Source organism: Janthinobacterium sp. RA13 (genome assembly GCF_000745325.1).
GTDB lineage: Bacteria > Pseudomonadota > Gammaproteobacteria > Burkholderiales > Burkholderiaceae_D > Janthinobacterium > Janthinobacterium rivuli.
This window is the reverse complement of record NZ_JQNP01000001.1, coordinates 6,272,961-6,297,015: the sequence shown is the minus strand read 5'-3', so window position 1 is coordinate 6,297,015 and position 24,055 is coordinate 6,272,961. Positions and strand designations below refer to the sequence as shown.

Annotated in this window: 17 protein-coding genes; 9 read left to right on the top strand and 8 right to left on the bottom strand. The window is 62.5% G+C overall.

Annotated features, from left to right (window positions below):
* The first annotated feature begins 27 nt into the window (after positions 1–27).
* From trxB to FG13_RS28000, 3 genes are all read left to right on the top strand, one after another.
* Positions 28–981, top strand: a complete 954-nt coding sequence (gene trxB / locus FG13_RS28010; RefSeq protein ID WP_034786153.1) for a thioredoxin-disulfide reductase — start codon at positions 28–30, stop codon at positions 979–981.
* A gap of 7 nt (positions 982–988) precedes the next feature.
* On the top strand, positions 989–1,663 hold the full coding sequence (locus FG13_RS28005; RefSeq protein WP_035826470.1) for a Smr/MutS family protein: 675 nt from the start codon (positions 989–991) through the stop codon (positions 1,661–1,663).
* A 135-nt stretch (positions 1,664–1,798) separates the two neighbouring features.
* On the top strand, positions 1,799–2,428 hold the full coding sequence (locus FG13_RS28000; RefSeq protein ID WP_034758680.1) for a trimeric intracellular cation channel family protein: 630 nt from the start codon (positions 1,799–1,801) through the stop codon (positions 2,426–2,428).
* A 143-nt stretch (positions 2,429–2,571) separates the two neighbouring features.
* Here FG13_RS28000 and FG13_RS27995 read toward each other — a convergent pair whose 3' ends face one another.
* Together FG13_RS27995 and FG13_RS27990 are read right to left on the bottom strand one after the other, a co-directional pair.
* Entirely contained in the window at positions 2,572–2,910 is a 339-nt protein-coding gene (locus FG13_RS27995) for a P-II family nitrogen regulator (protein ID WP_034758685.1), read from the bottom strand.
* A gap of 41 nt (positions 2,911–2,951) precedes the next feature.
* On the bottom strand, positions 2,952–4,568 hold the full coding sequence (locus tag FG13_RS27990; RefSeq protein ID WP_035826468.1) for an NAD+ synthase: 1,617 nt from the start codon (positions 4,566–4,568) through the stop codon (positions 2,952–2,954).
* 91 nt (positions 4,569–4,659) lie between these two features.
* Between FG13_RS27990 and FG13_RS27985 the strand changes: the two genes are divergently transcribed.
* Positions 4,660–5,793, top strand: a complete 1,134-nt coding sequence (locus FG13_RS27985; protein ID WP_035826465.1) for a GNAT family N-acetyltransferase — start codon at positions 4,660–4,662, stop codon at positions 5,791–5,793.
* Between the two features lie 55 nt (positions 5,794–5,848).
* Here FG13_RS27985 and ppa read toward each other — a convergent pair whose 3' ends face one another.
* Positions 5,849–6,391 carry an inorganic diphosphatase gene (ppa, locus tag FG13_RS27980; protein WP_035826464.1) on the bottom strand — a complete coding sequence of 181 codons (543 nt, stop codon included), beginning with the start codon at positions 6,389–6,391 and terminating at the stop codon, positions 5,849–5,851.
* 217 nt (positions 6,392–6,608) lie between these two features.
* Between ppa and FG13_RS27975 the strand changes: the two genes are divergently transcribed.
* Together FG13_RS27975 and FG13_RS27970 are read left to right on the top strand one after the other, a co-directional pair.
* On the top strand, positions 6,609–7,583 hold the full coding sequence (locus FG13_RS27975; RefSeq protein WP_035828917.1) for an aromatic ring-hydroxylating oxygenase subunit alpha: 975 nt from the start codon (positions 6,609–6,611) through the stop codon (positions 7,581–7,583).
* A 478-nt stretch (positions 7,584–8,061) separates the two neighbouring features.
* Positions 8,062–10,491, top strand: a complete 2,430-nt coding sequence (locus tag FG13_RS27970; protein WP_051959508.1) for a membrane-bound PQQ-dependent dehydrogenase, glucose/quinate/shikimate family — start codon at positions 8,062–8,064, stop codon at positions 10,489–10,491.
* Positions 10,492–10,600: 109 nt separating this feature from the next.
* Here FG13_RS27970 and FG13_RS27965 read toward each other — a convergent pair whose 3' ends face one another.
* The 4 genes from FG13_RS27965 to hemC are packed head-to-tail and all read right to left on the bottom strand — an operon-like array spanning position 10,601 to position 14,726.
* The gene (locus FG13_RS27965; RefSeq protein WP_081922746.1) at positions 10,601–11,797 is read right to left on the bottom strand and encodes a heme biosynthesis protein HemY; all 1,197 of its coding nucleotides are present in this window, start codon (positions 11,795–11,797) and stop codon (positions 10,601–10,603) included.
* 4 nt (positions 11,798–11,801) lie between these two features.
* A complete protein-coding gene (locus FG13_RS27960) occupies positions 11,802–12,950 on the bottom strand; it encodes a uroporphyrinogen-III C-methyltransferase (RefSeq protein WP_035826462.1) in 1,149 nt (382 codons plus the stop codon).
* A complete protein-coding gene (locus FG13_RS27955; RefSeq protein WP_035828912.1) occupies positions 12,947–13,729 on the bottom strand; it encodes a uroporphyrinogen-III synthase in 783 nt (260 codons plus the stop codon). The genes FG13_RS27960 and FG13_RS27955 overlap by 4 nt, the downstream gene beginning before the upstream one ends.
* Positions 13,722–14,726: a hydroxymethylbilane synthase gene (gene hemC / locus FG13_RS27950; protein ID WP_152598882.1), complete on the bottom strand. Its 1,005-nt coding sequence runs from the start codon at positions 14,724–14,726 to the stop codon at positions 13,722–13,724. Before hemC ends, FG13_RS27955 begins: the two co-directional genes overlap by 8 nt.
* 243 nt (positions 14,727–14,969) lie before the next feature.
* On the opposite strand from hemC, the gene ppc reads away from it, so the two are divergent.
* From ppc to FG13_RS27935, 3 genes are all read left to right on the top strand, one after another.
* Positions 14,970–17,810 (top strand): phosphoenolpyruvate carboxylase, encoded by a 2,841-nt coding sequence (gene ppc / locus FG13_RS27945; RefSeq protein ID WP_035826458.1) that lies wholly within the window; start codon positions 14,970–14,972, stop codon positions 17,808–17,810.
* A 177-nt stretch (positions 17,811–17,987) separates the two neighbouring features.
* The gene (locus tag FG13_RS29220; RefSeq protein WP_051959507.1) at positions 17,988–19,784 is read left to right on the top strand and encodes a PAS domain-containing sensor histidine kinase; all 1,797 of its coding nucleotides are present in this window, start codon (positions 17,988–17,990) and stop codon (positions 19,782–19,784) included.
* Positions 19,785–19,838: 54 nt separating this feature from the next.
* Complete coding sequence (locus tag FG13_RS27935; RefSeq protein ID WP_051959506.1) at positions 19,839–20,966, top strand: hypothetical protein; 1,128 nt, start codon at positions 19,839–19,841, stop codon at positions 20,964–20,966.
* Between the two features lie 66 nt (positions 20,967–21,032).
* On the opposite strand, the gene rpoD is transcribed toward FG13_RS27935, so the two are convergent.
* Positions 21,033–23,591 (bottom strand): RNA polymerase sigma factor RpoD, encoded by a 2,559-nt coding sequence (gene rpoD / locus FG13_RS27930; RefSeq protein WP_035826456.1) that lies wholly within the window; start codon positions 23,589–23,591, stop codon positions 21,033–21,035.
* Between the last annotated feature and the right edge of the window lie 464 nt (positions 23,592–24,055).

Sequence of the window (24,055 nt, the reverse complement as noted above, 5' to 3'; positions counted from 1 at the left end):
TAGACCCCACTCATAGAGAAGCTTCCCATGACCACTACCAAACACGCCCGCGTTTTGATCCTCGGCTCCGGCCCAGCCGGCTACAGCGCCGCCGTCTACGCCGCCCGCGCCAACCTGAACCCGATGCTGGTCACCGGCGTGGAACAAGGCGGCCAGTTGATGACCACCACCGACGTGGAGAACTGGCCAGGCGACCCGATGGGCGTGCAAGGCCCGGACCTGATGCAGCGCCTGCTGCAGCACGCCGAGCGTTTCAATACGGAAATCGTGTTTGACCACATCCACACTACCTTCCTCAATGAAAAGCCGATCCGCCTGAAGGGCGACAGCCACGAATACACGTGCGACACCTTGATCATCGCCACGGGCGCGTCCGCGCAATACCTGGGCCTGCCATCGGAAGCGGAATTCATGGGCAAGGGCGTGTCCGCCTGCGCCACCTGCGATGGCTTCTTCTACCGCAACCAGGAAGTGGCCGTTGTCGGCGGCGGCAACACGGCCGTCGAAGAAGCGCTGTACCTGTCGAACATCGCCAATAAAGTCACCCTGATCCACCGCCGCGACAAGTTCCGCGCCGAGGCGATTTTGATCGATCGCCTGAACGCCAAGGTTGCCGAAGGCAAGATTGTGTTGAAATATAACCACACTCTGGATGAAGTGACAGGCAACGAAGGCGGCGTGACGGGTCTGAACATCAAGTCGACCATCGACGGCAAGGTCGAAGCATTGAGCGTGCACGGCGTGTTCATCGCCATCGGCCACAAGCCGAACACGGGCATCTTCGAAGGCCAGCTGGAGATGCACAACGGCTACATCAAGACCAAGACGGGCCTGGAAGGCATGGCCACCGCCACCAGCGCGCCGGGCGTATTCGCCGCCGGCGACGTGCAAGACCACATCTATCGCCAGGCCATCACCAGCGCCGGCACGGGTTGCATGGCAGCACTGGACGCCCAGCGCTACCTGGAAGGCCAGGAGTAAGCGTCGCATGGCGTCGATGAAAGACTTTGCCGACCTGAAAGCGGTCAGCAAGCAGCTCAAGGAGCAGGCCGACGCGCGCGCGCAAGCCGCGGCTGAGCGCGCCCAGCAGGTCAAGGTGCAGGCCGTGGAGAGCAATCTGTTCAAGGCCAGCATCGGCGGCGTCAAGCGCCTGCCCGAATCGGACCGCTACGTGCCCAGCCTGCCCAAGACGGGCGCCATGGCGGCCCAGCAACCGGCGCGTAAATTGTCTCCGGAAGAGGACGATGCGGCCGTGCTGCGCGAATCGCTGTCGGACTTGTTCGAGGTCGACCATTACCTGGAAAACGATCCGGCCCTGAACTACGCCCGCCCCGGCGTGGGAACGGACGTGGTCAAGAAGATGCGCAAGGGCCACTGGCCCATCCAGGATGAGCTGGACTTGCACGGCTTGCGCCGCGACGAGGCGCGCGACGGCATCGGCGCCTTTTTGAACCAGGCGACGCGGCGCAAGCTGCGCTGCGTGCGCGTGATCCACGGCAAGGGTTTCGGTTCGAAAGGCCAGGAACCGGTCTTGAAATCGATGGTGCACAGCTGGCTCGTGCAAAAGGATGAAGTCATCGCCTTTTGCCAGGCACGCCGCTCCGAAGGGGGTGATGGCGCGCTGGTCGTATTGCTTTCTTCCGCCCTGCAGCCCATCCGCTGAGCACCGCAGCAAGAAATTACAATTCAGTAACAAGTTAGCTCACGCGCACGGCCCCGTTTGTCACCATTCGGGGCCGTGTCATGTTAACCTGTGACAATTATTTCCTGCTTAGCGTCTCGTGCACGCGCTCCACCCATGATGCCACCCCAATTGCCGCCTGGCTCGCTGATCAAGATCATTGAGGTCATCGCCATCCTGGTGGGCGCGTTTTCCGGCTTCATCGAAGCGCGCCGCAAGCGCATGGACCTGGTCGGCGTGTTCGTCGTGGCCTTCATCACGGCATTTGGCGGGGGCACCCTGCGTGACATCCTGCTCGACAAGCGGCCGTTGTTCTGGGTTTCGCACCAGGAATACGCGATCCTCATCTTCGTGCTGGCCCTGACGGCCGCGCCCCTGATCCAGCACTTGCGCCAGATCGTCTCGGAACGCCTGATCGTCATCGCCGACGCCATCGGCCTGGGCATGTTCGCCATCGCGGGCGTGGCCGAAGCGACGCGCGCCGGCATGCCGCTCTTCATCGCGTCGATGATGGGGGTGATTACGGGGATTTTTGGCGGCGTGATGCGCGACATCGTCTGCAACGAAGTACCGATGGTGTTCCGCGACGGCAAACCGTACGCGATCTGCGCATTTTTCGGCTGCTGGGCTTATTTATTGCAGATGCACTTCGGCGCCGAGCACGACTTCGCGCTGTGGACCAGCGCCAGCGGCATCACGATTTTGCGCCTGATCTGCTGGAAATTCGATATGCGGCTGGGGCGTTGATACGCCAAGCGGCAACGTTGTTGGCGAGGCATGTCGGCTTACGCGCTGGCGCGCTAAGCCGACCTACGGCCAGATAAGCGATACATCGCGTAGGTCGGATCAGGCTCAAAGAGCCGTAATCCGACAAGATTGTTGACCCAGACTTACACCGCGTCCGGGCCGGTTTCGCCCGTGCGGATGCGGATCACCTGCTCCACATCGCGCACGAAAATCTTGCCGTCGCCGATCTTGCCCGTGCGCGCTGCCTTGATGATGGCGTCGACCACCAGTTCCGACACGCTGTCATCCACCACCACTTCGACTTTGACTTTCGGCAAGAAGTCGACCACGTACTCGGCGCCACGGTACAGCTCGGTATGGCCCTTCTGGCGGCCAAAGCCCTTCACTTCCGTCACGGTCAAGCCCGTCACGTTCACATCGGCCAGGGCCTCGCGTACTTCGTCGAGCTTGAATGGTTTGATGATGGCGGTAATCTGTTTCATGGCTACTCCTTAAAATTGTTGGATTGTGGACAGATGGCTGCTTATTCGTAGAACTTCGACGTAATGGGGTAGCGCCAGTCGCGGCCGAAGCCACGGTGCGTGACGCGGATGCCCACCGGCGACTGGCGTCGCTTGTATTCATTGATCTTGATCAGGCGCGTGATTTTCGCCACGTCGGCCGGCGGGTAGCCTGCCTCGATAATGTCGGCGATCGGCCGGTTTTCTTCCATATACATCTGCATGATGCCATCGAGTATTTCATACGCTGGCAAGGAATCCTGGTCCAGCTGGTCGGCGCGCAATTCGGCCGACGGTCCGCGCGTCAGGATGCGCTCGGGAATCACGTCGGACACGCTGTTGCGGTACGCGCACAAACGGTACACGAGCGTCTTGGCAATATCCTTGATCACGGCAAAGCCGCCCGCCATGTCGCCGTACAGGGTGCAATAACCGACCGCCATCTCGCTCTTGTTGCCCGTCGTCAAGACGATGCTGCCATGCTTGTTCGACAGGGCCATCAGCAAGGTGCCGCGGATGCGCGCCTGGATGTTCTCTTCCGTCGCGTCTTCCGCCAGTCCGGCGAACTCGTCAGCCAGGGTGGCGCGGAAAGCGTCGAAGGTTTGCTTGATCGGAATTTCATCGTAGCGCACATTAAGGCGTTTTACCATGTCGCGCGAATCGATCCACGAGATATCGGCCGTAAATTGCGACGGCATCATGACGGCGCGCACCTTGTCGGCGCCCAGCGCATCGACGGCGATGGCCAGGGTCAGGGCGGAATCGACGCCACCCGACATGCCGATCAGCACGCCAGGGAAACCGTTCTTGCCGATATAGTCGCGCACGCCCAGCACCAGCGCCTGGTACACCTGCGCTTCGGTGGTCAACGGCGCGGCCAGCGGCTGCGGCACGGGCGTGGCGCCGTCGAAGTCGACCAGTTGCAAGTCTTCCTCGAAGTGGCGCAGCTGGGCGCAAATCGTGCCGGCCGCGTCCATGACAAACGAGTCGCCATCGAAAATCAGTTCATCCTGGCCGCCGACCAGGTTGGCGTACACCAGGGCCATGCCTTGCGCGCTGACATGCTTGCGCATGGTTTCATAGCGCAGATGCTGCTTGTTCATGTGGTAGGGCGAGCCGTTCGGCACCAGCAGCACTTGCGCGCCGGCCGCGCGGGCGCGCGCAGGCGCGTGCTCGAACCACGTGTCTTCGCAGATATTGATGCCGAAGCGCACGCCTTTTACGCCGAAGACGAAAGCCTGATCCGACGACGTGAAATAACGTTTTTCATCGAATACAGTCGTGTTCGGCAAGTCGTGCTTGCGGTAGGTGCCCAGCACTTCGCCATTCAGCAACACGGAGGCGGCATTGTGGCGCACGCCCTTTTCGTCCTGCAGGGGCAAGCCCACCACCACGTGCAGATCCTTGAACTGGGCCAGGTCGGCAGCCAGTCCCGCAAACGCTTCCTGCGTTTTTGCGTAGAATGCATTGCGCAGCAATAAGTCCTCGGGTGGATAGCCGACCAGCGACAGTTCCGGCGTGAGCACGATATCGGCGCCCGCTTCAAATGCACGGCGGGAAAGGTCGAAGATCTTGGCACGGTTGCCGGCCAGATCGCCGACCGTACTATTCATTTGAGCAATTGCGACTTTGACTGTCATGATGATGATGGATATTTTCGTTCTATTAAACAAGACAGGGGCGCGCAGGCCGATGGCGGCGCCCCGAGAGTGATGAATGCACACTACAACAATGAATTATCGCACGGCTATCGTCACTACCCTGGCTGAAATTGGCGAAGCGGCCTGGTCCGAACTACTGGCAAGCCAGGCGGAGGCCACTCCCTTCCTTTCCTACGCCTTTTTGCACGCACTGCACGAGTCCGGCTGCGCCAGCGCGGACACGGGCTGGCAACCGAATTACCTGGTGCTGTGGCAAGGCGATGTGCTGGCCGCCGCCCTGCCCCTGTACCTCAAAATGCACTCGTATGGCGAATACGTGTTCGACTGGGCCTGGGCCGACGCCTATCAGCAGCATGGCCTGGAATATTACCCGAAACTGTTGTCCGCCATTCCCTTTACGCCTGTGAGCGGCACGCGCCTGCTGGCCCGCGATGGCCAGGCGCGCGCGGCCCTGCTGGCCTTTCTGCAGGCGCAGCAGCAAGCGGCCGACGTGTCGTCCTGCCACATCCTGTTCCCGCCGGAAAGCGAGGCGCGCCAGCTGGAGCAAGCTGGCTACCTGATGCGTAGTGGCGTGCAGTTTCACTGGCTCAATCCCGGCTACACGGATTTCGAGCAATTCCTCGCCACCCTGGAACACAAGAAGCGCAAGAATATCCGCGCCGAGCGGCGCAAGGTGATTGACGCGGGCGTCACCCTGCGCCAGGTGCGCGGGACGGAGGCGACAGAGGCGGACTGGCAGCTGTTCCACCGCTGCTACAGCAATACCTACGCGGAACACCGCTCGTCGCCGTACTTAAGCCTGGAGTTCTTCCAGCGCATCGGTGCCAGCATGCCGCAGAACATCTTGCTCGTGATCGCCGAGCGCGAAGGGCGGGCCATTGCCGCCTCGCTGGTGATCCACACGGCGGACACTTTATATGGCCGCTACTGGGGCGCGCTCGAGCACGTGCCCTGCCTGCATTTCGAGACGGCGTATTACCAGCCGCTGGAGTTTTGCATCGCCAACGGCATCGCCACCTTCGAGGGCGGCGCGCAGGGCGAGCACAAAATGGCGCGCGGCTTCCTGCCGCAAAAGACCTGGTCCGCCCACTGGCTGGCGCACCCGGCCTTTGCGGACGCCGTGCAGCGCTTCCTCGAACGCGAACGGGGCGGCATCGACGCCTACCTCGATGAATTGAACGAGCACAGCCCGTTTCGCGCATAAAAAAACGCTCCCGGCCATGACTGGCGGGGAGCGTTTTTTATTTTACTGCGTGTTCTTAGGCTTTGGCGGCATCGGCCTTGAACGCGGCGACGCCGTTCAGGATTTCTTCCTTGGCGATTTCCGGACCATACCAGCCGTCGATCTTGACCCATTTGCCTTTTTCCAGATCTTTGTAGTGCTCAAAGAAATGCTGGATCTGGCGCAAGCGCAGTTCGTTCAAGTCTTCCGGCTTTTGCCAGTGGCTGTAGATCGACAGGACCTTGTCGACTGGCACGGCCAGCACTTTCGCGTCTTCGCCCGACTCGTCGGTCATTTTCAGCACGCCGATAGGACGGCAGCGCACGACCACGCCCGGGATCAGCGGGAACGGGGTGATGACCAGCACGTCAACCGGGTCGCCGTCCGGCGACAGGGTGTTTGGCACGTAGCCGTAGTTGCACGGGTAATGCATGGCGGTACCCATGAAGCGATCGACGAAAATCGCGCCGCTTTCCTTGTCGACTTCGTACTTGATCGGATCGGCATTCATCGGGATTTCGATGACGACGTTGAAATCGTTCGGCAGGTCGCGGCCGGAAGAGACGTTATTCAAACTCATGGGATTCCTCATTAGCGGGTGGTGTTTTAACCGCGCAATTATAGCGAAGTACAGGCCGCTTGTGCGACGCAGCAGCGGCCCGCCGGCGTTTTGCGCGTCCTGCCAGCAACAGTGGCGCGGCGACACGGGCCGCCAGCTTGCACGCCGTTTGGAGGAATGCTTCAAGAAAAACGTCTTTCGCTTGCGCACCTGGCGGCCCCTGCCGGACAATCGCGCCATGAATCTGCCCCAAGACCAGTGGTACCCCGTCCTCGACAGCACCGAACTCAAACGTACACCTCTGGGCGCCGAGCGCCTGGGCCGGCGCCTGGTGTTCTGGCGCACGGCCGATGGCGCGCCGCACGCGCACGTGGACCGCTGCCCGCACCTGGGCACGGCCCTGAGCGCGGGCAGCATCGCCGGCGACAGGCTGGTGTGCCCCTTCCACGGCTTCGCCTTCGACGCCGCCGGCCAGTGCGCGCACATTCCCGCCAACGGCTGCGCGCGCAAGGTGCCCAAGGCGATGGCCGTGGACGGCTTTCCCCTGGCTGAAGCGCACGGTTTCATCTGGCTGTGGCTGGGACAGCCCCTGGAAAGCTACCCGCCCCTGCCGTTCTTCGCGCAATTGCAGCAAGGCTGGAAGTACCGCACCGAGATCGTCGACTGGCCCGTGCACTACACGCGCGCCATCGAAAACCAGCTCGACGTCGCCCACCTGGCGTTCGTGCATCGCAGCACCATCGGCCGGGGCGGACGCAGCTTTGTCGACGGCCCGTATGTGGAAGCGGGAGCGCAAGGCATCCGCGTCTGGACCAGCAATGCGCTGGATCAGAAGCAGGAGCATCGCAGCCAGGCCGAACTGGCTCAGGCGGCGCAAGGCCGCGAACCCAGCCTGCAACTGCTGTTTCCCGGCACCTGGCTGCTCAACATCACGCCCGGCATGAAGAACTTCATCGCCTTCGTGCCGATTAACGAGCACAGCGTGCGCTACTACCTGCGCTTCTACCACCGCGTGCGCGTGCCTGGCCTGTCGTGGCTGTTTGGCAGGCTGATGGGTTGGAGCAACCGTTTCGTGCTGAACCAGGACCGCCGCGTGGTCGTCACGCAAACGCCGGCCAACAGCCTCGACGCCACCGGCGACCGTTTTATCGAAGCCGACCGCGCCATCATCGCGTATCGAAAACACCTCTCGCGTTTGCTGCAAACAAAATAAGCACGGCATTCCATGCGACGCCCGCTCAATAGAGGAAACATAATATCCGCCAGGCTGATAATAATAAGTACAAATACGTAGACGGCACCCGGCGCATTCCAGCCCATCCCGATTCATATTCTCTTTTAATATCACCATACCATAAACATGGTTATTATTTTTTCTATTGCATTTTTTATAGCCATTAGTGGCAACATTATCTGTTTACACTCTTCCAATATGCGCACGCACCTGCGAATCATCCATCCACACCGCCCCATACGCCGCATGCCAACATAATATTTGCGCTTATTTGAACAAATTATTTTTTGAAAATGGCAATGCCGTGAAAAATGGCGCTACCAGAAGACAATAGTAAATTCTGATAAAATATTACATTCTGGTGTTTCCAAAACTTCGCATACTCTGCAAACAAAGCCTTCGCTAGATTCTATATGGCGCATCCACGCGCCACCGATAAATCCTTGCAAAAAGGAATATGATGATTCCCTCTTTCCGGTCCGGGCCTTTATTAAAGGTTACCGGCGTTATTTTCATTCTGTTTGGCCTCGCCCTGCTGGGCGGCGGCATCTGGCTGACATCGCTTGGCGGCTCCTGGTACTACTTGCTGGCCGGCATAGGCATGCTGATCGCAGGCGTGCTCGTCTTCAAAGGCAAGCGCAGCGCGCAGCCGTTCATGGCCTTCCTGCTGCTCGCCACCCTGATCTGGTCCGTCATTGAAGTGAAGTTCGACTGGTGGCAATTGCTGCCGCGCCTCGACATCTGGTTTGCCGCCGCCGTCTGGCTGCTGCTGCCCTTCGTCAGCCGCCGCCTGGCGCCAGCCGCCGCAGAGAAACAAGGTCAAGCGGGCAAGACTGCCCTCTCCGCCGCCGTGGCCCTGACCGTCATCGCCGGCGTCATCGCCCTGTTCCAGGACTACCATGACCTGCATGGCGAAGTGCCAGCCGAAAACATGGCCGCCACCGCCACGGGCAACCTGGCGCCCGGCGTCGAGCACAACGACTGGTCCGCCTATGGCCGCTCCGGCTATGGCGACCGCTATGCCCCGGCCGCGCAAATCACGCCAGCCAATATTTCCGGCTTGAAAGAAGCCTGGACGTATCATACGGGCGACTTCAAGGGTCCGAACGATCCGGGCGAGATCGCCAATGAAGTCACGCCACTGAAGGTCAATGACATGCTGTATCTGTGCACCCCGCACAACATCGTCATCGCGCTGAACCCGGACACGGGCAAGGAAATCTGGCGCCACGATCCGAAGATCAACCGCGACGCGGCCAGCTACCAGCACATGATCTGCCGTGGCGTCGCCTACTGGGACGTGAACGCGGGCCGCGCGAAGAACAATCCCGCCCCCGAAGCTGCCAGCATGGAATGCCCGCGCCGCATCCTGGCGCCCACCATGGATGGCACCATGATTGCCGTCAACGCCGATACGGGCGAGTCGTGCAAGAGCTTTGGCAACAACGGCGTCGTCAACCTGTATAAAAACATGGCCATGATCAAGCGCGGTTTCCTGATGCCGACCTCGCCGCCGGCCGTATCGCAGAAAATGGCCGTGATCGCCGCCAGCGTGACGGACAACCATTCGACGGAAGAGCCATCGGGCGTGATCCGCGGCTACGATCCCGTCACCGGCAAGCTGATGTGGAACTGGGATCCGGCCACGCCGGAAGATACGGCGCCTTTCCCTGAAGGCAAGAACTACACCAACAACTCGCCCAATTCCTGGGGCGTGGCCAGCATCGATGAAAAGCTGGGCATGGTCTACATTCCGATGGGCAATGAAACCCCCGACACCTGGGGCGGCAACCGCAACAAGAACGGCGAGAAATTCAACAGCGCCATCGTCGCGCTGGACCTGGCGACCGGCAAAGTGCGCTGGGTGTACCAGACCGTGCACCACGATATCTGGGACATGGACATCGGCGGCCAGCCGTCGCTGGTCGACATCGACACGCCGAAAGGCAAAGTCCCATCCGTGGTCGCCACCACCAAGCGCGGCGACATCTATGTGATCGACCGCCGCGACGGCAGCCTGGTCGTGCCGGCGCCGGAAAAACCCGTGCCAACGAGCAATCCTGCCGCTGGCGACACCCTGTCGCCCACGCAGCCGTTCTCGGCCCTGACCTTCTTGCCTGAACGCAATATCAGCGAAGCGGACATGTGGGGCACGACGCCATTCGACCAGCTCGCTTGCCGCATCATCTTCAAGGAACGCCGCTATGAAGGCCCGTTCACGCCGCAAACGGCCGGCAAGGGCGCCGTCATCTCCCCTGGCCCGCTCGGCATCTTCGAATGGGGTGGCGCGGCCATCGATCCGGTGCGCCAGTTGTTGATCGTCAACCCTGACTACATGGGCTTCCTGGAAAAACTCGTGCCGCGCGCCGAAACGACGGCCAAGGGCGGCACGGGCGGCGAAATGGGCTTGCAACCGCAGACGGGCGTCCCATTCGCCGTGGAAATCAAGGCCTTCCTCTCGCCGCTGGGCTTCCCATGCCAGGCACCGCCGTGGGGCTATGTGGCCGCCGTCGACCTGCGCACCATGAAAAAAGTGTGGATGCACAAGAACGGCACCACGCGCGACAGCGGTCCCGTGCCGATTCCATTGCCACTGGGCGTGCCCAGCCTGGGCGGCATGGTGACCACCGGCGGTGGCGTGACTTTCCTCAGCAGCACGCTCGACTACTACATCCGCGGCTACGATGTCAGCAACGGTAAAGTCATCTGGAAAGCCCGCTTGCCAGCCGGCGGCCAGGCTACGCCGATGAGCTATGTGTCGAACAAGTCGGGACGCCAGTTCGTCGTCGTCATGGCCGGCGGCCACGGTTCGCTGGGCACGAAGATGAGCGACACCCTGGTCGCGTATGCCTTGCCGGAAGGCACTGCAGCGGTACCGAAGAAGTAAAGCGCGAAGAAGTAAAGTAGCAAAGTAGCAAAGTAGCAAAGTAGCAGCGCAAAAAAAAGCCGTTCAGTCTGCACTGAACGGCTTTTTTACGTCTGAAGAAACAAGTGGCTTACAGGATAGTAGCCAGTGCGCACTGCCGGTAATGCGCGGCAGCCTGTTCCGTCTGCTGCAAGGCGTCGTGCATCTGCGCCAGCTTCAGGTGGGCGTCGCGCACCATTTGCGGCTCGTTCGCATCCGACAAAGCCTGCTCCAGATGGCGCTGGGCCTTGCCCCACAGTTTTTGCTTGAGGCACAAGGTGCCCAGGGTCAGCGCCAGTTCCGCGTCCAGCGGACGCTGCTTCATCCATTGCTCGCAATGCTCGATCTGCAGCAGCAGGGCCGGCGTGCCGCTTGGCGCCGCCGCTTCGCGGTAGGCGCGCACGACGCGCTCGTCCCAGTCGGCGGCCAGCGACTCTTCGCACACGAGGCGCGCTTCATCGTGCAGGCCGCGCGCATTCAGGGCCGTGGCGGCGCGGCAGGCGATGTACGGCTTGACCCGGTCCGCGCTTGGCACGGTGGACCACACGCGCATCAGGGATTCGGCGTCATGCGACGGGTCGGACAGCAAATGCTCGTAGGCCAGTTCGCGCAGGCGCGACGACAGGGCCGGATGCAGGGCGCGGTGCTTGTCGAGCGAACGCACGAGACGCAGCACTTCCGGCCAGTTCTTCGCCTGCTGCTCGGCTTTCAACGACCATTGCAGCGCGTGGATGTGGCGCGTACCGCTGGCATTGAGTTCGCGCACGGCGGCCAGGGCCGCTTCCGGCTGGTGGTCGTCGACCAGCAATTCCGTCACCGTCATCAAACGGGCCGTCTTCAGGCTGGCATCGCCTTCGACGCGGGACAGCCAGCTGTCGCGGCGTTCGGACTGGCGCATGCGGTGCGCGGCGCGCGCGCCGATCAGCGCGGCCAGGCCGGCGTTTTCTTCCAGTTCGGCGGCGCGCAAGGCGGCCTTCTCGGCATGGCCGAAACGGCCTTCGAACAGGGCTTTCAAGGCTTCGCGCAAGCCCTTGTTGCCGTCGCGCTCACGCTTGCGCTGGCGGTAGGCCGCCACTTGCGCTGGCATGCGCACGGTGGCGCGCACGGCGCGCACCAGCAGGTACAGCAGCACGAACAGCACGACCTGCAGCAGCAGGAAGAAGTTCAGCGACAAGTCGATGCGGTACGGCGGATAGAACAGCACCACGTTGCCGGGATTGAAACGGGCCGTCACGGCGATACCGATCGCCGCGGCCATCAGGGCGAGTAACCAGAGAAATAGACGCATGGGCTCAGGACTTCGCTTTGTAGTTGCGCACAGCCGTCAGGCTGTCGGACAAGGTTGGCATTTCGATGGCCAAGTTGCTGCCCTGCACCTGGCGCAGCAGGGCTTGCGCCGTCTGCGTGCTCTTGGCGCGGGTGTCGAAATACTTGGCCAGCGCATCCTGCGCAGCGATCAAGTCGTTGCGGAAAGCCGTTTCATTGCGCGACAACAAGGCCATGCGGGCATTGAGCAGGCGCAGCTTGACGTTTTCACGCAAGAAATACGACTGCGTCGGCGACAGCATCAGCGCTTCCGGCGTATCGACACGGCGGATGCGGATCAATTGGCGCACGTCGGCCCACATGTCGCCGCTCCAGGTATTGAAGCCGTCGCGCACTTTTTGCAGCAGCGGTTCCGGCGCCGGCGGCCCCACCAGCTTGCCGGCGGCGTCGCGCACGGGCTTGGCCTTGCCGGTTTTTTCCGGCGCGGCCGGCAAGGCCGGCGTTTCGTCGGACAGCATCGGCAGGGAATCGACCTGGGCGATCACGGCGTCGAGGCGCAGGGCCACGCCCGTCGAATCGACGCTGGGCAGGGCCTTGAGTTTTTCCATGTCGCGCCCAATGGCGCGGCGGATGGTGATGAATTGCGGCTTGTCGGAACGCGACAGGCTGCGGTCCGCGTTTTGCAGGGCGATCAGTGCGCCGGGCACGTTGCCGGCCAGTTGCAGCTGCTGGCTGGCCGTCGACAGCACTTGCTCGATTTCTGTCAGCGCCCACTCGTCGCGGTTTTTCGACAAGTCGTTATACAGTTGTTCCAGGGCCAGCTGCTGGCTTTGCGTTTCGCTCTGGCGGTTTTCCAGCGCACCCACCTTGATTTCCAGCTCTTTCGTGCCTTCTTGCACGTTGCGCGCCAGCACGCCCGTTTCGGCATTGCTGACGTCGCCCTTTTGCAGGCGCTTGGCCACTTCTTCGCGCAGGTTGCGGATCTGCTTGCTGGTCGACCAGCTTTGCGCAGCCAGCAGCACGGCCAGCACGATGACAGCGATGCTCATGGGCTTTTGCAGCTGTTCCAGCAGGGTCGGCGCGCGGCCGGCAGGTTGGTCGGCCGCCTGCGGCGCCGTCTTCACGGCGCTGCCAGGCGTTGCATTCGGTTCGGAGAGTGTAGGCATTTCGTTCATGGTCGTGATTGTAACGCGGCGAGCACTCCTGCGTCGCCTGATCCTGTCAGGGTGACACGGGCGAAACCCAGGGCCGCCGCCGTTTGTGCAATGCGGGCGTGCGGCACGATCAGATGCTGCTGTTGCATTTTCACAACAGCCGTCTTTTCAGCATCCATTTCGCCCAGCAGCGCCAGCAAACCGCGCAGCGCTTCCGAGCTGGTGATGATCCAGTCATTATTATGCTGCAACAGATTTTCCAGGGTCGCCCGCAAGGCCGGCGTCAGCGTCGGCACCTTGCGCCGATAAGCCGTGACGAACTCGACTTCGGCGCCGGCCGCGCGCAAGCCGTCGGCCAGGTAATCGCGTCCGCCATCGCCGCGCACGATCAGCACGCGCTTGCCGCGCAGGGCCGGCAAGTCCAGCGCCAGCAATAAATGTTCGGAATCGCTGCGCGCCGTGTCCAGCGGACTCGTGATGCTGGCATTCGCATCCGTGACGCCATGCGCGGCCAGGGCCATCTTGCTGCCCTCGCCCACCACCGCCAGCGGCAAGCCTGCCGGCCAGGCGGGCAGGTGCGCAAAGACGCAGTCGATGGCGTTCGGCGAGACGAAGGCCACCAAGTCATATTCCGCCAGGCGCGCCAGCACGGCTTGCAGCTGCGCGCATTCGTCCGCGCCGTCAAGCGCGTGGATTTCCAGCAGCGGCAGCAGCTGCACGGGCAAGCCCAGCGCCGCGATCCTGGCGGCCAGCGGCCCCGCTTGTTGCGCAGGCCGCGTGATCACCACGGTGTCAGGCATGCGGCGCCAGGCCTTCATGGTTGTCGGGTGTGACGGCACACGAGGCGAGGATGCCGGCGGCGTCTTGCCCGCGCAGCAGTTCGGCCACCTGCTCGCCCAGCTGTTCCGGTGCGCTGGCCTGGCCACTGACGTCTGCGCTGGCCATGCGCGCGCCGTCCGGCGTGGCGACCATGGCGCGCAAACGCATCTGTTCGCCTTCGACGGTGGCGAAGGCGGCCAGCGGAATCTGGCAGCTACCGCCGAAAATCTTCGATACCTTGCGCTCGGCCGTGACGGCTTGCGCCGTGGCCGCGTGGTTCAGCGGCGCCAGCAGGCGCACCAGGTCGGCGCCGTCAGCACGGCCGCTGCGGATTTCGATCGCCATGGCGCCCTGGCCAGCGGCCGGCAGACTGTCTTCCGGCGCCAGCACGGCGCGGATGCGCGACGCCAGGCCCAGGCGTTTCAGGCCGGCGGCGGCCAGGATGATGGCAGCGTAATCGCCACGGTCCAGCTTGCCCAAACGCGTATCGAGATTGCCGCGCAGGGGCAAAATCGTCAGATGCGGATAGCGCGCGGCGATCAGCGACTGGCGGCGCAGGCTGCTGGTGCCGACCACGGCGCCATGCGGCAGCTCGGCCAGGCTGGCGTAATCGTTCGACACGAACGCGTCGCGCGGATCTTCGCGCTCGAGGATGGCAGCCAGGGCAAAGCCTTGCGGCAACTCCATCGGCACGTCTTTGAGCGAATGCACGGCCAGGTCGGCGCGGCCTTCTTCCATCGCCACTTCCAGCTCCTTGACGAACAGGCCCTTGCCGCCTACCTTGGACAGGGCGCGGTCCAGAATCTGGTCGCCGCGTGTGGTCATGCCGAGAATTTCAACGCTACACTGCGGATACAGGGCGGCCAGACGCGCACGCACGTGTTCAGCTTGCCACATGGCAAGACGGCTCTCGCGCGTGGCGATCACCAGGCGGGCGGGAATAGTCAATTCGTTCGGGGTCAATTCGGATGCTTTCAAAACAAGTTCTTTCGCTGTGGCTGTCGTTGTCATTATCGTTGCCAATTCGCCCGCCCGATATCAATTTGTATCGGAATGGCGCCCGGCGTCGCTATAATCGTTATCCCTTGGCCTAAACGGCCAAGTCAGGCTAGCGTCCATGTTGAAGACCACAAATTTTATCATGCGCCCCCTCCCCTCTGCGGCCAAACGCCCGGTGCGATCCACATTCCCTTGCTTTTACACTTACTTTGGTTCTTTATTATGCTCAATGACGCAGTAGCACCAGAAATAGTTCCAGCGGCCGGCTCCGACAAGGACGCGCCGCTGAAAGAAGACATCCGCCTGCTGGGCCGCCTGCTGGGCGACGTGCTGCGGGAACAGGAAGGCGACGCCGTCTTCAATGTGGTGGAAACCATACGCCAGACGTCCGTGCGCTTCCGCCGCGAAGCGGACGCGGACGCCGCGCTGGAACTCGACGCCATGCTCAAGGAACTGAGCCGCGAACAGACGATTTCCGTCGTGCGCGCCTTTTCCTACTTTTCGCACCTGGCCAACATCGCGGAAGACCAGCACCACATCCGCCGCCGCCGCGCCCACCTGCTGGCAGGATCCAGCGCGCAAAAGGGCAGCGTCAGCTTCGCCCTGAAAAAACTGCGCATGGCCGGCGTGCCGCGCAAGACCGTCGACACCTTTTTCCAGGATGCCCTGATCGCCCCCGTGCTGACGGCCCACCCGACGGAAGTGCAGCGCAAGAGCATCCTCGACGCCGAGCACGACATCGCCCGCCTGCTGGCCGAGCGCGACCTGCCGCAGACGCCGAAAGAACGCCACGCCAACATGCAGCTGCTGCGCTCGCGCGTCGCCACCCTGTGGCAGACGCGCATGCTGCGCTACTCGAAGCTGACGGTGGCCGACGAAATCGAAAACGCCCTGTCCTACTACCGCATCACATTCCTGCGCGAACTGCCGGGCCTGTATGACGACATTGAGGACGACATCGCGGCCGAGTACCCGAACGGCAATGGCACCATCGAACCGATCAACGCCGCCTACGTGCAGATGGGCAGCTGGATCGGCGGCGACCGCGACGGCAATCCGAACGTCAACGCGGGCACCATGCAGCACGCGCTGGCGCGCCACGCCACCACCATCCTCGATTTTTATCTCGATGAAGCACATGCGCTGGGCGCGGAATTGTCCGTCTCGACCCTGATGGTGGGCGTGAGCGCCGAACTGCAGGCGCTGGCCGACCAGTCGCCGGACGCCTCGCCGCACCGCAGCGACGAGCCCTACCGCCGCGCCCTGATCGGCATCTATGCGCGCCTGGCCGCCACGGCCCGCGCGCTGGGCGCCACCAATATCCTGCGCAAGGAAGTGGGCGCGGCCGCCGCCTATCCGGACGCGGCCGCCTTTGTCGCCGACCTGCGCACCATCGTCGCCTCGCTCGAATCGCACCACGGCGCCGCCCTCGTGCGCCCGCGCCTGGCCACGCTGGCGCGCGCGGCCGACATCTTCGGTTTTCATCTTGCCTCGCTCGACATGCGCCAGACATCCGACGTGCACGAGCGCGTGCTGGCCGACCTGTTCGCGCAAAGCGGCGTGGCCGACGACTACACGGCCCTGTCCGAGGAAGACAAGCAGGCGCTGCTGCTGAATGAACTGGCCCAGCCGCGCCTGCTGTACTCGCCCTACATCAGCTATGCCACGGAAACGGATTCCGAGCTGGCGATTTTGCGCGCGGCGCGCGACATCCGCCAGCGCTACGGCGCCCGGGCGATTCGCAACTACATTATTTCGCACACGGAAACCGTGTCCGACTTGCTAGAAGTATTGCTGCTGCAAAAGGAAACAGGCTTGCTGCGCACCGACTGGCAAACTGGCGACAGCAGCTGCGAGCTGATGGTCATCCCCCTGTTCGAAACGATACCCGACCTGCAGCGCGCGGCCGGCATCATGAGCCAGGTCATGGCCTTGCCCTTAGTCAAGCAATTGATCGCCAAACAGGGCCAGTTGCAGGAAGTCATGCTCGGCTATTCCGATTCGAACAAGGATGGCGGCTTCCTCACGTCAAACTGGGAACTGTACAAGGCGGAACTGGCGCTGGTGTCCGACTTCCAGAAGGCCGGCGTCAAGCTGCGCCTGTTCCATGGCCGCGGCGGCACGGTGGGCCGGGGCGGCGGACCCAGCTACGAAGCCATCCTGGCCCAGCCGCCGGGCACCGTCAACGGCCAGATCCGTCTGACGGAGCAAGGCGAGATCATCGCCTCGAAGTTTTCCAACGCGGAAATCGGCCGGCGCAACCTGGAATTGCTGGTCGCCGCCACCCTGGAAGCGAGCCTGGCGCCGCAGGAAGCCAATCCGGCCCGCAACGGCCAGCTGGCGCAGTTCGAAGCCGTGATGGCGGAGCTGTCGGACCTCGCCTATCACGCCTACCGCCACCTCGTGTATGAAACGCCGGGTTTTACGGAGTATTTCTTCTCGGCTACGCCGATTGCGGAAATTGCCGAACTGAACCTCGGTTCGCGCCCCGCCTCGCGCAAGGCCAACCAGCGTATCGAAGACTTGCGCGCCATTCCCTGGGGCTTTTCCTGGGGCCAGTGCCGCTTGCTGCTGCCGGGCTGGTTCGGTTTCGGCAGCGCCATCGAAGCGTGGATCAAGCAGGCCGACGGCGCCGCGCAGGAGGAAAGGATCGCCACCCTGCGCGCCATGTACGCCGAATGGCCGTTCTTTGCCACCCTGCTGTCGAACATGGACATGGTGCTGGCCAAGACGGACCTGGCGATCGCCTCGCGCTATGCCGAACTGGTGGCGGACCAGGGCTTGCGCGAACGCATCTACAAGCGCATCACGGACGAGCATGGCAACACCTTGCGCTGCCTGGAGCTGATCACCGGCAATACCGAGCGCCTGGCGGGCAATCCGCTGCTGGCCCGCTCGATCCAGAACCGCTTCGCCTATCTCGATCCGCTGAACCACTTGCAAGTGGAATTGATCAAGCGCAACCGCGCGTTGTCCAGCGCCAGCAAAGTCGACGAACGGGTGCACCGCGGCATCCAGCTGTCGATCAATGGCGTGGCGGCCGGCCTGCGCAACACGGGCTGATCGCGTCACCTTGCCATCGGCAAACAGGGGCCGGCGCCGCAAGGGCCGGCCCTTTTGCTTTCCCAATGGAAAAATATTCTCAAGAAAGCAACAATTGGTATTACACTAGCGGTTGATACTTTTCCCTCTTCGGCGCCAGGCGCACCGCAGCGGCCAACCATGACGCCGGGAACGCGGATGAGCAAATGGTCGATTGAAACGCTGAGTGCGGCATGCGCCGCCCTCATCCTGATCATGCTGGGCTGGCTGGCGGGCGCCGCCTGGCAGCAGCTCGACTTCTGGGAACACATCTGTCTGTCGCTGCTGCTGGCGACCGCTGGCGGCATCGTACTGTGGCTGCTGCGCGTGCTGCGCAACCACCTGGCCAGCACGCGCCAGCAGCTCGACGCCAGCGCCATGCGCTACCGCGACCTGAGCGAGACGGCGCAGGACGGTATGTGGCAAACGGATGCGCAGGGCACGATCTTGCATCTCAACCAGCGCCTGTGCGACATGCTGGGCATCCCGGCGGAAAAGCTGCTGGGCCACAAGATGAGCGAATTCCATGACGAGGCGACCTTGCTGCGCCTGTGTCCGCTGCGCCAGACAGCCACGGATAGCTGCATGGGGGAATTGCAGTACCGTCACAGCGATGGCTCGGAACGCTGGGCCATGATCAGTGGGCGCTGCCTGTACGACCCGCAAGGCAGCCTGACGGGCGCCCTCGTGCTGGCCAGCGACATCACGGAACACAAGCGGGCCGAACACGCCTTGACCGTCGCCCATGCGGAACTCGAAAGCCGCGTGGCCCTGCGCACGGCCCAGCTGCTCGATGTCAATCTGCAGCTCTCCGCGGAAATCGCCATGCGCGCGCAAACGGAAGCGGCCCTGGCGCGCAGCGAAGAGCGGCTGCAGGACATCATTTCCATGATGCCCCTGTCGCTGTTCCTGAAAGATGCCGATTCGCGCATGCTGCTGATGAACCAGGCTTGCGAGCAGCAATGGGGCGTGCGATTCCAGGATATCGCCGAAGGACGCGACGTGCAGCACTTTCCCTCGGACCAGACGCAGGGATTCCACGCGGCGGACCAGGAAGCGTTTGCCAGCCGCAGGGTCGTCATCCGCGAAGAGCTGGTATGGAATGCGCGGCTGCAGGAAAACCGCCTGCTGCAGACGCATAAAAAGCCCATCTTCGACGCGCAAGGCCGGCCGCAGATGATCATCGCCTTGGGCATCGACATCACGGAAAGCAAGCGCAACGAGGAAAACCTGCAGCGCACCCTGGCCCAGCTGCGCGAACTGAGCGACCACCAGCAGACCATCAAGGAAGAGGAAAGGCGCCGCATCGCGCTCGACATCCATGACGACCTGGGCCAGAACCTGATGGTGCTGCGCATCGACGTGTCGCTGCTGCACGCGCGCACGGCCAGCACCCACCCGCGCCTGCACCGCCACGCCCAGCGCGTGCTCGACACCATCGACGCCACCATCCGCTCGGTGCGCACCATCATCAATGACTTGCATCCCAGCACCCTGGAGCTGGGACTGGGTCCGGCGGCGGAATGGCTGATACGCCAGATGGAAAGCCGCGGCGCCATCCGCTACCGGCTCAAGCTCGACAGCGAGGCGCCCGACCTGGGCCTGGACCAGCGCCAGACGTCGGCCATCTTCCGCGTGCTGCAGGAATCGCTGTCGAACATCGTGCGCCACGCCCAGGCCAGCGAAGTGGAAGTGGCGCTGGCGCAGGATACGGACGCCATCGTGCTGCGCATCAGCGACAACGGCATCGGCATGCAGCCGGACGACCACGGCAAAAAGGCCGCCTTCGGCCTGAAAAGCATACGCGAACGCGTCCACGCCCTGGGTGGCGAACTGCGCATCGATAGCCAGCAGGGCCAGGGCACGGCGCTGGCCATCCGCTTGCCGCGGGCCAGGAAAAGCGCGCCGGTCGGGCATGACGAAATGCAAAAAATAGCAAAAATAGTAGCTAATTAAGTATGCATTGGCAGCATTAAAAATTATAGTAAGATTTTTCTTGAGGAAACTATCATGCTGCCACGGTTCTCCTGCTTCCCCGCCCCACTGCTCGGCCTGCTCCTGCTGGCCGCCGTCTCCACCGCCAGCGCCACCATCTATGCCGAACGGGGCTTTGGTGAAAAGGATGGCAATGGCAGCATCGCGTCCGACCTGAACCCGGCAGGGCTGGTGGCCGGCATCATCATGGAAGAGGAAGGACGGCGCCGCGCCGTGACCTATCAGCATGGCCGCCTCCGCGAACTGGGCACCCTGGGTGGCAATGAAGGTTTCACCAAAGCCATCAATACCCATGGCGTGGTGGTGGGCTCGGCGCAGACGGCCAGCGGCGCCTGGCATGCCTTCCGCTTTGAAGCAGCAGGCGGCATGCGCGACCTGGGCACCCTGGGCGGCAACAGCAGCTATGCCACGGCCATCACGCGCGACGGCATGATCGCCGGCTATGCCGATACCAGCGCCGGCGATTTCCACGCCTTTGTGACGAAAGCCGACCTCAGCCTGCAAGACCTGGGCACCCTGGGCGGCGCCAGCAGCTATGCCAGCGGCGTGAACACACATGGCGTGGTGGTGGGCACGGCGCAGCGCGGCGACGGCTACCGCCGCGCCTTCGTCTACCGCCCCGGCACGGGCATGCAGGAAATCGGCACCCTGCCCGGCGGACGCATCAGCTCGGCCACCGCCATCAATGACGCGGGCCTGATCGTGGGCGCCTCGGAAACGGAAAAGCGCCGCTGGCACGCGTTTGCCTGGGACGGCAAGCGCATGCTCGACCTGGGCGCCATGATCGGCCAGGGCGACAGCTACGCCACGGCGGTCAACGCGGCCGGACACGTCGTCGGCAGCGTCAACATCAACGGCTTTGAACCGATGACCTTTGTCTACAAGGAAGGCGTGATGACGGTGCGCCGCCGCGACGATGGCCTGTACCTGACCAATAAGATCACGGACGCCGGGCTGGTGGTCGGCGCCGTCTACACGGGGCACAAGTTCCAGGCCTTCGCCGTGCCGTCGCAAGCGGCGCCCGCACCGCAGCGCAGCAATCCATTGGACTGGCTGTTCCTCACCTTCATCCTCGGCGCCAGCGGCGTGGCACTGTACAAGCTGCGCGCCGGCCTGCGAGGCCAGCGCACGTATTTCATGTAAGCCAACGCTAGGGATGGACGAAAAAAAAGAGGCTTGCGCCTCTTTTTTTGTTTGCTTGCCCTACGCTTAGTTTTGCGTCAGGAAGGTTTTCAGCTTGTCCGAGCGCGAAGGCTGGCGCAGCTTGCTCATGGCTTTCGCTTCGATCTGACGGATGCGCTCGCGCGTCACGTCGAACTGCTTGCCCACTTCTTCCAGGGTGTGGTCGTTCGACATTTCCACGCCGTAACGCATGCGCAGCACTTTCGCTTCGCGCGGCGTCAGGGAATCGAGCACTTCCTTGATCACGTTGCGCATCGAGGCGTGCAGCGCGGCGTCCAGCGGCGCCAGGGTCGTGTTGTCTTCGATGAAGTCGCCCAGTTGCGAATCGCCATCTTCGCCCATTGGCGTTTCCATGGAAATCGGCTCTTTCGCGATCTTCATGATCTCACGCACCTTGTTTTCCGGCATTTCCATCTTGACGGCCAGGGTCGCCAGGTCCGGCTCGCTGCCCGTTTCCTGCATGATCTGGCGCGAGATGCGGTTCATCTTGTTGATCGTTTCGATCATGTGCACCGGCACGCGGATGGTGCGGGCCATGTCGGCGATCGAACGCGTGATGGCCTGGCGGATCCACCAGGTGGCGTAGGTCGAGAACTTGTAGCCGCGGCGGTATTCGAATTTGTCGACGGCCTTCAGCAAGCCGATGTTGCCTTCCTGGATCAGATCGAGGAATTGCAAGCCGCGGTTGATGTATTTCTTGGCGATCGAAATGACCAGGCGCAAGTTGGCGACCGTCATTTCGCGTTTCGCGTGACGCGCACGCTTTTCGCCGGCGGCCATCTGCTTGTTGATCTTACGCAAGTCAGCCAGCGGCAGGGCTACGCGCGCTTGCAGGTCGATCATCTTCTTTTGCAGTTCCTTGACGGCAGGCACGTTGCGGCTGAGGATGGCGCTGTACGGATACTTGCAATCGACTTCGCGGTCAACCCATTCCAGGTCGCATTCATTGCCCGGGAACACCTTGATGAAGTGGGCGCGCGGCATGCCGCATTTGTTCACGCACAGTTCCAGCACGGCGCGCTCGATGTGGCGCACTTCTTCCATCTGGCCGCGCAAGGTGTCGCACAGCTTTTCCACGACCTTGGCCGTGAAGCGGATGCCCAGCAATTCCTGCGAAATGGCTTCCTGCGCCTTGATGTAGGCTTTCGAGTTGTAACCCTCTGGCGCCTTGCGCATCTTGTCGTACTGCGTCGAAATGACGTTGAATTTCTCCAACGCATTCTTTTTCAGCTGGGCCAATTGCTCGCTGGAGAAACCGGCCGCGCCGCCATTGGCGTCGCCGTCTTCTTCTTCGGCTTCTTCTTCCTCTTCCTCGTCGTCACCGCTGGCGGCGGCAGGCGCGGCGGCAGCGGCAGGCGCCGGGGCATTGCTTTCGTTTAAGTCGACAAAGCCGTCGACCACTTCATCGACCTTGATTTCATCGCGCGCGATTTTTTGCGACAGTGCGACGATTTCGCCGATGGTGGTCGGGCAGGCGGAAATGGCCTGAATCATGTCTTTCAGGCCGCCTTCGATGCGCTTGGCGATCTCGATCTCGCCTTCGCGCGTCAGCAGCGCCACGGCACCCATTTCACGCATGTACATGCGCACGGGGTCGGTGGTGCGGCCGAAGTCGGAGTCGACGGTCGACAGCGCGGTCGCGGCAGCCGCTTCCACTTCATCGTCGCTGGTGACGGTGGCGACGTTGTCAGTCAACAACAGGCTTTCCGCGTCAGGAGCGCGCTCGTAGACGGCGATGCCCATGTCGTTGAAGGTGGCGATGATGCCTTCGATCGCTTCCGGATCGATGATGTTTTCCGGCAATTGGTCATTGATCTCGGCATAGGTCAGGAAACCGCGTTCCTTGCCCATGTTGATCAGGCCCGTAATCTGCTTGCGGCGGCGTTCCAGGTCCGCTGCCGAGGCTTCCGGATCGCCCAGCGCGTCCGCCAGGCCGCCCTTGGCCTTGCGGTCGCGCGCTTTCGACACGGCCTTCAGTTCGGCGCGTTCGACGGCGTTGAGTGCCGCCACTTCATCGTTTTCCGGCGTGAATTCGCTAGGCTTGCGGCCACGGCGGCCTGGAACCTTGACGGTTGGCAGGAAGTAATTCGACGTGTCGATGGCGGCCAGGGCGTCGGCGTCCGTGGTCTTGCTGACCACTTGCGCGCCGGTGATGATGGTCACGGGCGCCGCTTCCGGCTTGGCGCGCACGACTTTCGAACGGGCTGCCGTCACCACTTTGTTCGTGGCGGCGCTTTCGCTGACCTTGCGCGGCGCGGCCGGAGCCTTGGCGCCGGGGGCGATCTTCACGCTCGGCGTTTTGGCCGGTGCCGCTTCAGCGGCCTCGGTCACGTCGGCAACAGCCTCGGCGGCCGGGGCGCTGACGGCCGCTTCCGCAGCCGTTTCGGCCGCTGGCACGGCAGCCAGGCGCGAGCGGCTTTTCTTCACCACGGTGACGACGGTCGGCGCCGTCGTGACGGTGGCTTCCGGATTCGCTTGCGCATTATCGATGAAGTAAGATAAAGTCGTTTTGGGTACGGCAAGTGGCGCCGCGGCTGGGCGTGGCGCCTTGGCGGACAACGTTAAAGTTTTTGGCGTATTCTTCATGAGATATCTCTTAATGCGAGACCAGATGGTGTCGGCGCGAAGTGAATGATTCCACCTAAGCCTGCGAAACCGGACTCGATGGAGCGTATTGTTGCGGCTGCCGTGTTAACGACAGCGGCGCCTGTCTATCGGGACGTTCAAAGCCCGCGCATCCGTCATGGGGAGCGGCGGGCCGAAGCCGGGTCAGATAAATAAGCGATGTACATTGCGGAATGAAAAAAAGCCCGTACCAGAACGGGCTTGAATCTATTGTTGTTCAGTGAAGACACAGCGGAGAGCAAGATTATGCACGACGGCCAGTTATCTGGATAATTGATAAACAAAATATCTGATATCAAAAATACTAATAATTGGGGGCCTGCACCGCACTGCTCCTATCCCCTGCACACCTGAGCCAGACCTTTAAAAACAGGGTCCAGTCATCAGCGCAAGCCGACATTATACACATTTCCCGCATTTCGCGC